This window comes from Clostridium omnivorum (genome assembly GCF_026012015.1).
GTDB classification, from domain to species: Bacteria; Bacillota; Clostridia; order Clostridiales; family Clostridiaceae; genus Clostridium_AX; species Clostridium_AX omnivorum.
In genome coordinates this window covers 4503922-4519534 of the sequence record NZ_BRXR01000001.1, presented here as the reverse complement: position 1 = coordinate 4519534, position 15613 = coordinate 4503922, and the positions used below count along the sequence as shown (strand labels likewise).

At 32.1% G+C, this 15613-nt stretch carries 16 protein-coding genes; all 16 read left to right on the top strand.

Translation table 11 applies throughout. From position 1 onward, the window contains the following. Positions 1–142 precede the first annotated feature (142 nt). The 16 genes from bsdE14_RS21525 to rpe all read left to right on the top strand — a co-directional run bounded on the left by bsdE14_RS21525 (position 143) and on the right by rpe (position 15612). On the top strand, positions 143–1294 hold the full coding sequence (locus tag bsdE14_RS21525) for an aminotransferase class I/II-fold pyridoxal phosphate-dependent enzyme (protein ID WP_264852078.1): 1152 nt from the start codon (positions 143–145) through the stop codon (positions 1292–1294). Between the two features lie 88 nt (positions 1295–1382). Next, complete coding sequence (locus tag bsdE14_RS21520) at positions 1383–2261, top strand: YicC/YloC family endoribonuclease (RefSeq protein WP_264852077.1); 879 nt, start codon at positions 1383–1385, stop codon at positions 2259–2261. A gap of 14 nt (positions 2262–2275) precedes the next feature. Next, positions 2276–2548 carry an extracellular matrix/biofilm regulator RemA gene (gene remA, locus bsdE14_RS21515; protein ID WP_264852076.1) on the top strand — a complete coding sequence of 91 codons (273 nt, stop codon included), beginning with the start codon at positions 2276–2278 and terminating at the stop codon, positions 2546–2548. Beyond that, a complete protein-coding gene (gmk, locus tag bsdE14_RS21510) occupies positions 2548–3177 on the top strand; it encodes a guanylate kinase (protein WP_264852075.1) in 630 nt (209 codons plus the stop codon). Before remA ends, gmk begins: the two co-directional genes overlap by 1 nt. Beyond that, entirely contained in the window at positions 3158–3376 is a 219-nt protein-coding gene (gene rpoZ, locus bsdE14_RS21505; RefSeq protein ID WP_264852074.1) for a DNA-directed RNA polymerase subunit omega, read from the top strand. Before gmk ends, rpoZ begins: the two co-directional genes overlap by 20 nt. A 1-nt stretch (position 3377) precedes the next feature. Further along, positions 3378–4562 carry a bifunctional phosphopantothenoylcysteine decarboxylase/phosphopantothenate--cysteine ligase CoaBC gene (gene coaBC, locus bsdE14_RS21500; RefSeq protein ID WP_264852073.1) on the top strand — a complete coding sequence of 395 codons (1185 nt, stop codon included), beginning with the start codon at positions 3378–3380 and terminating at the stop codon, positions 4560–4562. A gap of 107 nt (positions 4563–4669) precedes the next feature. Then, positions 4670–6871 (top strand): primosomal protein N', encoded by a 2202-nt coding sequence (gene priA, locus bsdE14_RS21495; RefSeq protein ID WP_264852072.1) that lies wholly within the window; start codon positions 4670–4672, stop codon positions 6869–6871. A gap of 28 nt (positions 6872–6899) precedes the next feature. Then, a complete protein-coding gene (gene def, locus bsdE14_RS21490) occupies positions 6900–7349 on the top strand; it encodes a peptide deformylase (protein ID WP_264852071.1) in 450 nt (149 codons plus the stop codon). A gap of 5 nt (positions 7350–7354) precedes the next feature. After that, positions 7355–8284 carry a methionyl-tRNA formyltransferase gene (gene fmt, locus bsdE14_RS21485; protein WP_264852070.1) on the top strand — a complete coding sequence of 310 codons (930 nt, stop codon included), beginning with the start codon at positions 7355–7357 and terminating at the stop codon, positions 8282–8284. A gap of 57 nt (positions 8285–8341) precedes the next feature. After that, positions 8342–9019 (top strand): zinc metallopeptidase, encoded by a 678-nt coding sequence (locus tag bsdE14_RS21480; protein WP_264852069.1) that lies wholly within the window; start codon positions 8342–8344, stop codon positions 9017–9019. Between the two features lie 16 nt (positions 9020–9035). Beyond that, the gene (gene rsmB / locus bsdE14_RS21475) at positions 9036–10367 is read left to right on the top strand and encodes a 16S rRNA (cytosine(967)-C(5))-methyltransferase RsmB (protein ID WP_264852068.1); all 1332 of its coding nucleotides are present in this window, start codon (positions 9036–9038) and stop codon (positions 10365–10367) included. Positions 10368–10378: 11 nt separating this feature from the next. Next, positions 10379–11425, top strand: coding sequence for a dual-specificity RNA methyltransferase RlmN (gene rlmN / locus bsdE14_RS21470; protein ID WP_264852067.1), 1047 nt, complete (start codon positions 10379–10381; stop codon positions 11423–11425). A gap of 4 nt (positions 11426–11429) precedes the next feature. Then, a complete protein-coding gene (locus bsdE14_RS21465; protein WP_264852066.1) occupies positions 11430–12170 on the top strand; it encodes a Stp1/IreP family PP2C-type Ser/Thr phosphatase in 741 nt (246 codons plus the stop codon). Beyond that, positions 12148–14067, top strand: coding sequence for a Stk1 family PASTA domain-containing Ser/Thr kinase (pknB, locus tag bsdE14_RS21460; protein ID WP_264852065.1), 1920 nt, complete (start codon positions 12148–12150; stop codon positions 14065–14067). Before bsdE14_RS21465 ends, pknB begins: the two co-directional genes overlap by 23 nt. 31 nt (positions 14068–14098) lie before the next feature. Continuing rightward, complete coding sequence (gene rsgA, locus bsdE14_RS21455; protein WP_264852064.1) at positions 14099–14965, top strand: ribosome small subunit-dependent GTPase A; 867 nt, start codon at positions 14099–14101, stop codon at positions 14963–14965. Further along, on the top strand, positions 14962–15612 hold the full coding sequence (gene rpe / locus bsdE14_RS21450; RefSeq protein WP_264852063.1) for a ribulose-phosphate 3-epimerase: 651 nt from the start codon (positions 14962–14964) through the stop codon (positions 15610–15612). Before rsgA ends, rpe begins: the two co-directional genes overlap by 4 nt. The last annotated feature ends 1 nt before the right edge of the window (position 15613 follow it).

The following is a 15613-nucleotide window of genomic DNA, read 5'->3' as shown; positions in this document are numbered from 1 at the left end:
TAATTTAGGGAGTAAAAGCAATTTTGTTTTTTTACTCCTAATTTTTTGAATGCACATTAAGTGAAATTGAGCTTTAAATTCTTGTAGCAAATCATAATTTTCATAATAAAATGGTATAAAGTCTTATATTGGGGGAATTATTTTGAAATATAATAGTAGAATAAGCTCCATAGCAGAGTACCATTTTCGAAAGCTTGATTATATAAAAAATATATTTCAGGAACAAGGAATTAAAATAACAGATTTAAGTATTGGAGATCCTGATTTGCAGGTTGATAAAAGCATATTAGAGGCATTAGTTGCTGATTTTTCCAATAGTGGCTTTAATAATTATCCACCCTATGAGGGTATGAGAGATTTAAAGGAAGCTGTTATAAAATATTATAGAGACAGATTTTTAGTAGATATAAATTATGACGAGGTTATTATATTAATTGGCTCTAAAGAGGGATTAAATAATATAATACCTGCCAGCTGCGGAATAGGAGATTATGCAATAATACCATCACCAGCTTACCCTGTGTATGAAACCTGTTGTAAACTCTGGGGAGTAAATACTTATAAAATTGAGCTCAAAGAAAAAGATATGTATTTGCCAAACTTAAATTCAATTCCTTCTAAAATATTAGATAAGTCTAATTTAATGATAATAAACTATCCCAATAACCCCACAGGAGCAGTAGGTAATGCGGATTTTTTTAAAGAGATAGTTGAATTTGCATATGAAAATAATATTTTAGTATGTAATGATGGGGCATATAATGAAATATTAGATGTTGATGTAAAGCCTATAAGTATTCTCCAATTTGACACTGAGAAAAAATGTATAGAAATAGGTTCGTTTTCTAAAATATATAATATGACAGGATTTAGGATAGGTTATGCTGTAGGAAATAGTAGAGCTATTAGTGCACTGCTTAAAGTAAAAAGTAATGTAGATTCTGGTCAATTTAAGCCTATACAAAAAGCGGCCGAAGCAGCTTTAAAGCTGGATATAGACTATATAAACAGAATAAGGAATATTTATAGTGAAAGGAAAGCTGCTGCTGAAATGCTGCTAGATGAGCATAATATACAATATTTTAATAGCGCAGGTACTTTTTATCTATGGTGTAAAGCTCCTTATGGTTATAGTAATATTGAATTTTGTGAAGAGCTGTTAAAGGAATATGGAATTGTTGTTACTCCAGGAAGCATATTTGATGTTGACGATAGTACTCATTTTAGGATATCTTTAACTAGAGATAAGAATGAGATAATAAATTGTTTTAAAAGCTTGAAATCGTACAAATAAGTTGTATAATAAATTTGACTTGAAATTATGGTAAATTTTTATGTATAATTAGTATGATATTTAATAGTAGGGCGGAAGGATGATTTAAATGGCTAAAAGCATGACTGGCTTTGGAAGAGCAAGCATTGAGGAAAATGGTAGAGCTTTTGTTATAGAAATTAAAAGTGTAAACCATAGATATTTAGATGTAAATATTAAACTGCCCAGGAATCTTGTTTCCTTAGAGGATAAAATTCGTAAAACTATAGGAGAGAAAATTGTTAGAGGCAAAGTAGATGTTTTTATAACACAAAGCATTTATAATAAGCAAGATGCTGCAGCAAACTTTAACTCTGCTATTGGGGATGAGTATTTTAAATGCCTTCAAGAAATACGAGATAGATACAATGTACGAGACGATATATCTGTATCGCTCATTGCAAGGTTTCCTGAAGTCATTACACTAGAACAAAAGGAAGAAGATTTAGAGCACATTTGGACAATACTAAATGGTCCACTAAGAGAAGCAATAAACCTTTTAGTAGATATGAGAGAAAAAGAGGGCTTAAAGTTAAAGCAGGACATTTTGATAAGATGTGATAATATTAAAGATTTAGTTGTAAAAGTTGCAACTAAAGCACCTCTGGTTGTTGAAGAATATAAAGAAAAACTGTACAAAAGGTTGAATGATCTTCTAAATGAAGTAACCATTGATGAAAATCGTCTAGCAATGGAAGTGGCTGTTTTTGCTGATAAGGCAAATATAGATGAAGAAATTGTAAGACTAAATAGCCATATTGTACAAATGAAGGACACTTTAGAAATGAATGAAGCAATTGGAAGAAAGCTTGATTTTATTGTTCAAGAGATGAATAGAGAGACAAATACCATTGGTTCAAAAGCCAATGATCTTGAGCTAACAAATTGGGTTTTAAATATTAAAAATGAAATAGAAAAAATAAGAGAACAGATTCAGAATTTAGAATAATCAGGAGGAAAAGTATGAGTATAAAGTTGATAAACATAGGTTTTGGCAATATTGTATCAGCTAATAGATTAGTTGCTATTGTAAGCCCAGAATCTGCACCTATTAAGAGGATAATCCAAGAAGCACGTGATAGAGGTATGCTAATTGATGCAACCTATGGAAGAAGAACGAGAGCAGTTATTGTTACAGATAGTGATCATGTTATACTCTCAGCAGTTCAACCAGAGACTGTAGCCCACAGACTTACTTCTAAAGACGATGTAGATGTTGATGAGGTTGATGAATAATGAATAAAAAAGGACTATTAATAGTTATTTCCGGTCCTTCAGGTGCTGGAAAAGGAACTATTTGTAAGTCTCTGCTTGAAAGTCAAGAGTTCTGGGTATCAGTTTCAGCAACTACAAGGTCACCTAGAAATGGTGAAGTCGAGGGTAAAAATTATTATTTTATGACTAGAGATCAGTTCCTAGATAAGATTGCTCAAGATGATTTTCTTGAACATGCAGAAGTATATGGAAACTTATATGGAACTCCAAAATCAAAGGTTATAGAAATGCTTAATTCTGGGAAAAATGTTATTTTAGAAATTGACATACAAGGTGCACTAGTGGTTAAAGACAATTATCCTGATGGTGTATTTATATTTATACTTCCACCTTCAATGGAGGAACTTAGAAATAGAATTATTAACAGGGGAAGTGAAACCCCAGAATCGCTTATGACTAGATTCAAATCCGCTTATAAAGAAATAAACTACGTTTCGAAGTACAGCTACGCTGTGGTTAATGACACTGTTGAGGTCGCAGTAAATAAAATTAAAAGTATTGTTGTTGCAGAACAATGTCGAGTTGATAGAATGAAAGAAAACTTTACTTATTCAAAGGAGGGCTTAATACATGAACAGTTCTATGATTAATCCATCAATAGTAGATTTGCTAGAAAAAGTCGACAATAGATATTCTCTTGTTGTGATAACTTCAAAAAGGGCAAGACAATTAATAGAAGGAGAGAAACCTCTTACATTAGTTGATATTAATAAACCTTTAACTATAGCAATAAATGAAGTTAATTCTGGTGAAATTACTTTTGAAACTGTGAAAGAAGGAATTAAATAAAATGTGTTCTAAGAAAACAGTAGTTGTTGGTGTAACAGGTGGAATAGCAGTTTATAAGGCTTTAGATGTAATTAGTTCTTTAAAGAAGAAGGATTTAGACATACATGTTATAATGACTAAAAATGCAATGGAGTTTGTTACTCCTCTTAGCTTTCAATCATTAAGTCAAAACATGGTGATATCCGATATGTTTGCTGAACCTAAAGCTTTTGAAATTCAACATATTTCTTTGGCAAAAAAAGCAGATTTAATGTTGATTGTGCCTGCTACAGCAAATGTTATTGGCAAGGTAGCTAATGGAATTGCCGATGATATGCTTACAACTACTATTATGGCCACAAAAGCACCAGTTGTTTTTGCGCCGGCTATGAACACTAATATGTATAATAATGTAATTGTACAGGAAAATATAAAAAAATTAAAGAGTTTAGATTATAAATTTATTCCACCTGCAAGCGGCAGGCTTGCTTGTGGAGATATTGGCACAGGGAAACTTGCTGATACAAATACCATAGTAGAAACTGTTTTAACAATGCTTTATGATAAAAAGGACTTAGTAAACAAGAAAGTACTTGTAACAGCAGGACCAACAATATCACCAATTGATCCGGTCAGATTTATAACCAATAGATCTACTGGAAAGATGGGGTTTGCTATCGCAGAAGAGGCACGAGACAGAGGTGCTGATGTAACGTTGATTTCTGGACCTACTAGCTTAGTACCACCAGTGGGAGTTAAGTATATTAAAGTTGAGACTAATGAGGAAATGCTTAGAGAAACTCTAAATCATTTTGAACAGCAGGATATTGTCGTAAAATCAGCAGCAGTTGCTGATTATAAGCCTAAGCAGTATTCTACTACAAAAATAAAAAAATCTGAATCTGAACTTAGTATAGATTTTATTAAAGATACAGATATATTAAAAACTTTAGGAGAAACTAAAAAAAATCAGATTTTAGTTGGTTTTGCAGCTGAAAGCAATGATCTTATAAAAAATGCAGAGGCAAAAGTGAGAACTAAAAATTTAGATTATATAGTTGCTAATGATATTACTAGTAGAGATACTGGCTTTGCATCTAATGATAATAAAGTCACTATAATTACAAAAGAAGGTAAAATAATACCTATGGAAAAAATGACAAAAAGAGAAGTTGCAAGAGAATTATTTAATTTAATAAATACATAAAAGCATCTAATAAATGGGCAAAACTTGCGGCTTAAAGAGCAAGCTTGCCTTTTTTAATTTTTAAGCAGCTATTTGTAAATACTATAGGTGAATTAAAGGGTGATTAAGTGAATAAATTTGCGGGAATTATAATAGATAATGACTCAATTCAATTAGATAGAATTTTTACATATGGTATACCTGAGGAGCTAATAAGTAGCGTAAAACTTGGTCATAGAGTAAAAGTTCCTTTTGGCTTTAATAATAAAATAATTGATGGGTATGTACTAGAGTTTTATTCAGATATAGCAGAAATAAATAACTTAAAATATATAAAATCAGTTTGCGAAGACTATCCTCTGCTTCGAGATGCAGATTTAGAACTAGTGAGGATTATGCGTGAAAACTATCTTTGCACATACCTTGAAGGGATTAAAGCTATTATTCCTTCTGCAGTCACTAAAGGGCTTTCAAAAAAAGTAAGTGAGGTATTGTATACTGGGAAAGAGCTTTATGGAAAGTACCTTAAGGAAGGCTATATTTCTATTTTAAAGCTTGTTCAAGAGAATAATGGAAAATATAACAAAAATGAATTGGCTAAAAATTATAATATTTCACTTTCATCATTAAACACCATGCTAAAACATGGTTTTTTGACTCAGGAAAAGGTTATAATCGAAAGATTTAATGCTCGTGAATTTGAAGCATATGATGAAAAAGTATTGAATAAAGAACAGCAATCAGTTGTAGATAGTGTATTAAATTCAAAAGACAATGTATTTTTGTTACACGGTGTTACAGGTAGCGGCAAGACTGAGGTTTACATGAATTTAGTTAGGAATATGCTTAATATTGATAAAGAAAGTATAATTTTAGTTCCTGAAATATCTCTTACTCCACAGATGATAGAACGATTTAAGGGTAGATTTGGTAGAGATATATGCATTTTTCATAGTAAACTATCTGATGGTGAAAGATATGATGAATGGATGAGGGTTAAGGAAGGAAGAGTAAAGGTAGCAATAGGGGCACGTTCAGCAGTTTTTCTTCCGTTTAATAATTTAGGCTTAATTGTAATTGATGAAGAACATGAGAATAGCTACAAGTCTGATAGTGATCCTAAATATAATGCTAGAGAAATTGCAGAAATTAGGTGTTCTAAGGAACATTGTAAGCTTATATTAGGTTCTGCTACTCCTTCTGTGGAAACATTTTATAAAGCTGTTTCTGGCAAAATAGATTACCTTTCAATAAGAAGTAGAGCCGATAATGCATTAATGCCTGAAGTTGATATTATTGATATGAGGGAGGAGCTAAATAGTGATAATAGATCCATCCTAAGCAGAAGGCTATATAATGAGATTCAAGAATGTCTAGCAAAAAAAGAACAGGTTATTCTGTTTTTGAATAGAAGAGGATTTTCTTCCTTTGTCTCTTGTAGGAAGTGTGGCTTTGTATTTAAGTGTCAAAGTTGTGACATTTCATTAACTTACCACCATGAAAATCATATGCTGCACTGTCATTACTGTGGTAAGCGTGAAAGGGCAAAAAGTATTTGTCCTAGCTGCGGAAGTAAATATGTGAAATTCTTTGGAGTTGGAACTGAAAAAGTTGAACAGGAAATTAATCGATTTTTTCCTCAGGCAAAGACCTTGAGAATGGATTTTGATACTACTAGAAAGAAAAATTCTTATGAAGATATATATAGATCATTTAAGGAAGGTAAGGCCGATATACTTATTGGAACACAAATGATTGCAAAGGGATTAGATTTCAAAAATGTAACTCTAGTTGGTGTAATAGCAGCTGATTTGACATTGAACTTACCTGATTTTAGAGCTGCAGAGAGAACATTCCAGCTTATTACTCAAGTATCAGGAAGAGCTGGAAGGGGAGATAAGCCTGGAAAGGTAATAGTTCAAACTTATAGTCCAGAAAACTACAGTATAAAATATTCGGCTACAAACGACTATTTAGGTTTTTATACTGAGGAAATTAAGTTGAGGGAGGATATGAATTATCCGCCGTTTTCTCAAATCATGAGTATAACCTTAAGTAGTAAAGATGAGAATTTATTAATAAAAAATATACAAAATATAGGTATATTATTAAAAAATAAAGTTAGTGAATATGATAAAATAGATATGCTAGGACCAGTCCCTTGTAGTATATCTAAAATTAAGGATATGTACAGGTGGCAAATAATATTTAAAGGTGATTTGACAAAAGAATTTTGTTTTTCTATAAGAAATATGGTATATGAATTACTGAAAGATAATTATAATCATATTAGGATAAGTATAGATGTAAATCCTAATACTTTAATGTAAGAATAATTTTAAAATTGGAGGTAAAGAAATGGCTTTAAGAAATATTAGAACATATGGTGATGAAGTTTTAAGAAAGAAAAGTAGAAAAGTTGAGGAAATAAATGATAGAATCCATACTTTAATAAAAGATATGTTAGATACTATGTATAATGCAGACGGTGTTGGACTTGCAGCTCCACAGGTTGGAATTCTAAAAAGAGTTATTGTTATAGATGTTGGAGATGGACCTGTAGCATTAATTAATCCAGAAATAATCTCAGGTGAGGGAGAGCAAATTGATGAAGAAGGATGCCTTAGTATACCTGGAAAAGGGGGAAGTGTATTAAGACCTTATAAGGTTAAAGTTAAGGCTTTAAATGAAAAAGGGGAAGAGGTTATGGTTGAAGGCGAAGAACTGTTTGCACGTGCCCTATGCCATGAAATTGATCATCTTGAGGGTGTATTATTTGTAGATAAAATAATTGAAAGCGAGGAGTAATTATAGTGAATATTGTCTTTATGGGGACTCCAGACTTTGCAGTTCCGGCTTTAAAAAAACTTATAGAAAATCATGATGTAAAAGCAGTTTTTACTCAGCCTGATAGACCAAAAGGTAGGGGTAAAAAGTTAGCTTTCTCAGCTGTAAAAGAAGTAGCAGTAGAACACAATATTCCTGTTTTTCAACCAATAAAGATTAGAACAGATATTGAAGCAATTAACGAACTGAAAAAAATCAATCCTGATTTTATTATAGTAGTTGCATTTGGACAAATACTTCCTAAAGAAGTGCTACAAATTCCAAAGTACGGATGTATTAATTTACATGCATCGCTGCTTCCAAAGTATAGGGGTGCAGCACCTATACAATGGGCGGTAATAAATGGTGAGAAAAAAAGCGGAAATACTACTATGCTTATGGATGTAGGACTTGATACTGGGGATATGCTGCTTAAAAGTGAAACGATAATTGATGATTCTATGACTGGCGGGGAATTACATGATATTTTAATGGAGGATGGAGCTAATCTACTAATTAAGACTATTGAAGGTATGGTTCATGGTGAGATAAAACCCGAAGCTCAAGATGATTCACTTAGTTGTTATGCATCAATGCTAAACAAGGAAATTGCAAAAATTAAGTGGAATGAAAGTGCAAATAATATAAATAACCTTATTAGAGGATTGAATCCATGGCCTGTTGCATATACAACTTATGATGATTTAACAATGAAGATTTATAAAGCTGAACCAGTTATGCGAAGCCACAATAAAATTTCTGGTGAAATTATTGAAGTATCCAAAAATGGAATTCTTGTTGCTTGTGGAGAAGGAATGTTAATGGTTAAGTTGATACAGTTTCCTGGAGGAAAGGCTTTAGAGGTAGAAGAGTATATAAAAGGAAATACACTTGAAGTAGGAACAATCCTAAGTTAGATTTATAGATTATATTAACTATTTTGATAAATTATATTTATGAAAGGAAGTTATACGATGATATGGGATAGTAGCTTTATAATTTTAGTTCCTGCGATGTTAATATCAATTTGGGCTCAAATGAAGATTAATTCTGCATATGAAAAAAATTCAAAGATAGCAAGTAGAAACGGGTATAATGGAGCACAAGTTGCTAGAATGCTTTTAGATTCTAATGGACTTTATGACATACCAGTAGAAATAATTCCAGGAAAATTGTCAGATCACTATGATCCATCTAGAAGAGTAATGAGACTTTCTGAAGGCGTTTTTTATGGAACATCTGTTGCTTCCATTGGTGTTGCAGCTCATGAAACTGGTCATGCAATTCAACACAAAGAAAGTTACGGCCCTTTAATTCTAAGAAATACTATTGTTCCTGTAGTTACTTTTAGTTCAAATGCCTCATGGATTATATTTATACTAGGTTTTTTCTTAGGAATGCCTGGTCTTATTAAAATAGGAATAATTTTGTTTTCGGCAGTTGTAGTTTTTCAGTTAATAACTTTGCCTGTTGAATTTAATGCTTCTAGCCGTGCACTTGCAATACTTGAGGATAGAGGTATACTAATTGGTGATGAAATTGGTAATGCAAAAGAAGTACTAAATGCAGCTGCAATGACTTATGTAGCAGCGGCGCTAACAGCCATATCGCAGTTACTTAGATTGATAGTTCTAAGTAGACGTAATGATTAAAATAGAGGTAAAATAAATGGATAATGCTAGAAAAGTTGCAGTAGATATTCTTAACAATGTATTGGGTAAAAATGCCTTTTCAAATATTGAGCTTGGTAAACAGCTTAATAAATCTAAACTCAATGAAAAGGATAAAGGGCTAGTAACAGAAATAGTATACGGAACCATTAAGTATAAGTATACTATAGATATAATATTGGCTTCATTCTTAAAAAATGGTATAGATAGCTTAGATAGCTTTATACTTAACTTATTAAGGATGACAGTGTATCAGATAAAGTATTTAGATAAAATACCTGATTTTGCTGCAGTAGATGAAGCTGTAAATATATCAAAAAATTACAGATCTATAGGTTCCTCAAAATTAGTAAATGGAGTCCTTAGAAATTATATTAGAAGTTTAGCTAAACAGCCTGCTGAAATTTCTAATAATATAAGTAAACTAAGCTATGATTATTCCTTTGAACCTTGGATGGTTAATTTATTAATAGATCAATATGGAGAAAAGGATGCTATAAGTATTCTAGAAGGCCTTAATAAAATACCAAATGTGACTATCAGGGTAAATAATTTAAAGATAAAATTTGATGAAGCATTTCAAAAGTTATGTGATTTGGGTTATAATGTTGAAGAAGGTAATGTTTGTGCAGAGGCTATTAGAATAGAAAAAGGGAAAAATATTGAGAACAATCCATTGTTCAGGGATGGATTTATAACTGTTCAGGATGAAAGTGCAATGCTTGTGGCACCTTCTTTAGATTTAATGGAAGATATGCTTGTGCTTGATATGTGTAGCGCACCTGGAGGTAAGACTACTCATATATCGGAATTAATGGACAATACAGGTACTGTAAAGGCCTTTGATATCTATAATCATAAATTAAAGCTAGTTGAAGATAATGCAAAAAGATTGGGTGTTACGAATATATCCTGCGAGATTCTTGATGCAACAACTTATAGCGATTCATTGAGAAATTCTGCAGATAGAATATTAATTGACGTACCATGTTCTGGAATTGGAATTATAAGAAAGAAACCAGAAATTAAGTGGTCAAAATCATTAAAGGATTTATCTACATTAATTGATATTCAAAGAAAAATCATATCAAATGCAGTGAAGTACTTAAAACCTGGAGGAATAATGATATATTCCACATGTACTCTTAATAAGCATGAGAATGAAGAAAATATTGAGTGGCTTACTAAGCAATTTCCAGCTATTTCAGTAGAACCACTTTACTATGGAAAACTTGATAATCTTATTTATCATGAAAAAGGATATGTAACAATTTTACCTAATGAGTACATGGACGGTTTCTTTATTGCAAAACTTAAGAGACAATGTTAGTTGGAGGACATATGCAAAATATTTTAGATTTTAATTTAGAGGATCTAAAGCAATGGATCAGTGAAGAAGGTGAGAGCACCTTTAGAGCAAAACAAATTTTAGATTGGATTTATAAAGGTACTTTAGAATTTGATCAAATGAATAATATTCCTAAATCTCTTATAGAAAAACTTAAAGATAAATTTTATTTTAGCATTCCTGAGGTAGTGGATAAATTCAAATCAGATATAGATGGTACAGAGAAATTTCTATTAGCTTATAATGACGGAAATCTTATAGAATGTGTAGTAATGCGTTATAAACATGGTAATTCTATTTGCGTTTCTACACAAGTTGGATGTAGAATGGGATGCAAATTCTGTGCATCTACAGTCGGAGGTATGGTTAGAAATTTATCCTCAGGGGAAATTATTGCTCAGGTTCTAGTAGCTCAAAAGATTACTGGTGAGAGAATATCAAATATTGTTCTTATGGGCAGCGGAGAACCATTAGATAATTATGAAAATGTTATTAAATTTATAAGACTAGTTAATGCAAGCTATGGATTAAACATTGGACAGAGGCATATTACATTGTCAACCTGCGGGTTAGTTCCCGAAATAATGAAATTGGCTGATGAAGATTTGCAAATAACACTTGCAATATCACTGCATGCTCCTAATGATGTACTTCGTAAAACTATGATGCCAGTTGCAAATAAATATTCTATAGATGAAATATTGGAAGCTTGTAAGTATTATATAAATAAGACTAATAGAAGAATTACCTTTGAATATTCTTTGGTTAGCAATGTTAATGATAATGAAGAGCAGGCAAAAGAATTGTGCGAGATTTTAAAAGGGATGTTATGTCATGTAAATTTGATTCCAGTAAATGAAGTAAGAGAAAATAATTTTAAAAAATCAACTTCTGAAAAAATTAAAAAGTTTGGCAATATTTTAAATAGCTGCGGTATAGAAACCACAGTTAGAAGAGAGATGGGGGCTGATATTAATGCAGCTTGCGGGCAGCTTAGAAGAAGTTATTTAGAGGCAAGAAAAGATAATAAAGGGGTGTAAAGGTATGCTGGGGGTTTTATCTGATATAGGGAATAACAGAGACCTAAATGAAGATTATGCTGGTTTTTTAGAAGATGATTGCATCAGATTTTACGTAATTGCTGACGGTATGGGGGGACATAATGCTGGTGAAGTAGCAAGTAAATTTGCAGTAGAAAAGACTATTGAATATATAAAAAGTCATAGAGATGCGTGCCCTCAAAAAGAATTAATAAAAAATGCAATCGAAGCAGCAAATATTGAAATATACAATTTTGCTCAGCAAAGTGTTGATCTTAAAGGAATGGGAACTACAATAACAGCTTGTTTAGTAAAGGATAATATTCTAATTGTTGCAAATGTAGGTGATAGCAGATGTTATGCAATTTATGAAGATAGGATTGAAAGAGTAACAAAAGATCATTCATTAGTTCAGCAATTATTGGATAATGGAAGCATTACAGAAGAAGAAGCTTATCATCATCCAAATAAAAATATTATTACAAGAGCAATTGGTACTAGTAAAAACGTGGAAATAGATATTTTTGAACTTGGTCTTGAAAAAATAAAAAAAATATTAATATGTAGTGATGGTCTTTCTAATGATGTGTATGAAAATGAAATGTTTGAAATAGCAACAAATAATGACAACCAGATAGCCTGCAGTAAGTTAGTAGAACTTAGCAAGCAAAAGGGGTCAAGAGATAATATTTCTGTTATAATATTTGAGGGAGAGTGTAAAGATGATAGGTACTTTACTAGGTAATAGGTATGAACTCCTTGAGAAAATTGGTGAAGGAGGCATGGCAGAGGTATATAAAGCTAAATGCCATTTATTAAATAGGTATGTCTCAGTAAAGATTCTTAAGGAAGAATATACTAAAGATAAAGATTTTGTTGATAAATTTAAAAGGGAAGCTACTGCAGCTGCCAGTTTTTCTGATAATAACATTGTAAATATCTATGATGTAGGATCACAAGGAAACATAAATTACATCGTAATGGAATATGTAAAAGGTAAAACTTTAAAGGAAATAATAATTGAAAATGGAAAATTAGACTATCAACGTGCATTAGATATGGCTATACAAATAGCTAAAGCACTAGAATGTGCACATAAAAATAACATTGTACATAGAGATATAAAACCTCAAAATATATTAGTCACTGAAGATGGAACAGTAAAGGTTACAGACTTTGGAATTGCAAAAGCTTCAAGTTCAGTAACTATTACAAACTCCAGCAAGGTTATGGGATCTGCCCATTACTTTTCTCCTGAACAAGCTAAAGGAAGCTTTGTAGATGGAAGAACTGATATATATTCACTTGGTATCGTTATGTATGAAATGGTAACTGGAAGAGTCCCTTATGATGCTGAAAGTCCAGTTTCTGTGGCACTAAAGCATATTCAAGAACCAGTAGTGCCTCCAAAACAATTAAATGGAAACATTCCTGACAGTATGAATGCGTTAATCCTAAAGGCTATTGAAAAAGAACCAATAAGAAGATATCAGACTGTTAAGGATATGCTTATGGATTTGCATAGAATTAAAAATAATTCTAATTGCATAATAACAAGCGAAAATCATGAAGATGAGCATACTAGAATAATGCAGCCAGTATTGAGTGAAGATGATGAAGATGATGAATATGATGATTATGATAGAGATGGTAAAAAGAAAGTATCAAATAAGACAAAGAAGATATTAATTGGAGTCTTAATAGCTATACTTGTAGCCGCAGTAGGAATTATTTCTGGTGTATTACTATCTAAAACAAAAACAAATAATAACAGTTTAACAAGCAAAGATGTAACTGTTCCAACTATTAAGGGCAAGACAGAGGCAGAAGCAAAGAAGGCTCTTGAAGATTTAGGATTAAAATATGTTTTAGGCGGCAGAGATAAGAGCGACCAGCCAGAAGGTACTGTTATTGCTGTATCTCCAGATGAGGGAACTAGCGTAAAAGCAAATTCGGAAGTTAGAGTTATATTAAGTAATGGACCAAAGAAGTCTAAAGTGCCTCTTCTTAAGGATTATGATATTAATACAGCAAAAGACATTATTACAAATAGTGGATATAAGGTTGGTAACATTGGTTCTGATTTTAATGATACTGTTCCAAAAGATAACGTAATTAGCCAAGACCCACAGGCAGATGCAGAAGTTGCAGAAGGAACACCTATTAATTTAATTGTAAGTAAAGGGCCAGAAGTTAAGTATGCAAAAGTACCTAATATTATGAACAGATCCTTAGATGAAGCAACAGCGTTATTAAATGCTGCTAGTCTTAAAATGGGAAATCAAACTAAAGTAGAAACAAGTGATCCAAATTTAAATAATAAAGTTAAATCCCAAAGTATCGATCCTGGTGCTCCTAATGTTAAAGAGCAGACTCCTGTAGATATTACTTACTATGTTTATGTAGCACCAGTAAAAATCAATATTCCAGATTTTGTAGGAAGTAAAACTAAACTTCAAGATGCAATAAATCAATTAAAGGCCTTAGGATTTACTGATGCTGATATTACAGCTTCAGGGAAACCTGATGACATAGTAATAGCACAGAATCCAGGTGCAGGTTCAGTTGATAAAGGAACAAAGATTACTTTAAAAGCTCAGGCACCAGAACAAACTCCACCACCAACAACTACTACTCACTAAATTTATGAAGGGGTTTAATTCAGGAGGACCTATGGAAGGAATAATCGTAAAAGGTATAGCAGGATTTTACTATGTAAAAGTTGATAATGAAATAATTGAATGTAAAGCTAGGGGTAAGTTCAGGCATACTGAACTTACCCCTATGGTGGGTGATAGGGTGAAAATAGCCATGCAAGGGAAAAAGGGAGTAATTGAAGGCGTAAATCAACGCAGCAGCGAGCTGCTTAGGCCCCCAGTTGCTAATGTAACTCAAGCATATGTTATTTTTACTCTGAAAGACCCAGATTTAAATTTGGATTTGTTAAATAGATTTATTATATTATGCGAATTTAATAATATTAGACCAATAATTTGCTTTAATAAGGTAGATTTGGCAGATATAAATGAGCTAAATACTACCGCTGAAATGTTTGAAAAAGCTAGCTACCAGGTTCATTATTTAAATGCAAGAGAGGGAATAGGCTTAAGCCACCTAGAGAATATGCTGGAGGACAATGTTACAGTATTATGTGGACCTTCAGGTGTAGGTAAATCCACTATTTTAAACAGACTTACAGGAAAAGAGCTAATGAAAACAGGAGAGATTAGTGAGAAACTAGGTAGGGGCAAGCATACAACAAGACATTGCGAACTCATTGAGGTGTATAAAGGTTATATTGTAGATACGCCAGGCTTTTCTTCATTAAGCATGGATTTTATTACAAAGGAAAAACTTCAGCTTTGTTTTCCTGAATTTGATGACCATATGGATAACTGTAAATTTACGGGCTGCATGCATTATAAAGAACCTAGCTGTGCAGTGAAAGAAGCTGTTGAAGATAAAATCATAGCAAAAGAAAGATATGATTTTTATGTAAAAACTTTAGAAGAAATTTTGAATGGGAGGAACAAGAGATGATACAATTAGCACCTTCAATACTTTCTGCAGACTTTTCAAAATTAGGTGAAGATGTAAAAGCATTGGAAATGTACGGAGCAGATATAGTACACATAGATGTAATGGATGGTATGTTTGTACCTAATATATCCTTTGGTATACCAGTTATTAAGAGTATTAGAAATCTAACGAAGCTAACTTTTGATGTACATCTTATGATTGAGGAGCCTTCTAGATATATAGAGGACTTTGTAAAGGCAGGAGCAGATATTATAACTGTTCACTTTGAAGCTGATAAACATTTAGATAGAACAATAAATTATATTAAAAGCTTTGGTGTTAAAGCAGCAGTTGCACTAAACCCAGCAACGCCAGTGGAAAATATCAAGCATTTAATTCCACAGCTTGATATGGTTCTTATTATGAGTGTAAATCCCGGATTTGGTGGCCAAAAATTTATTGGTTATGCGCTAGATAAAATTAGAGAGGTAAAAGCTTTAGCAGAAAAATATAATAATAATCTTCTAATTGAAGTCGATGGTGGAGTAGATGCGTCAAACATAAAAGAACTAAAATCTGCAGGAGCAAATGTTTTGGTCGCAGGTTCTGCAGTATTTAAAGGCGGCGAAATAAAGGAAAACATTGAAATAATAAAAAGGGAATTCTAAT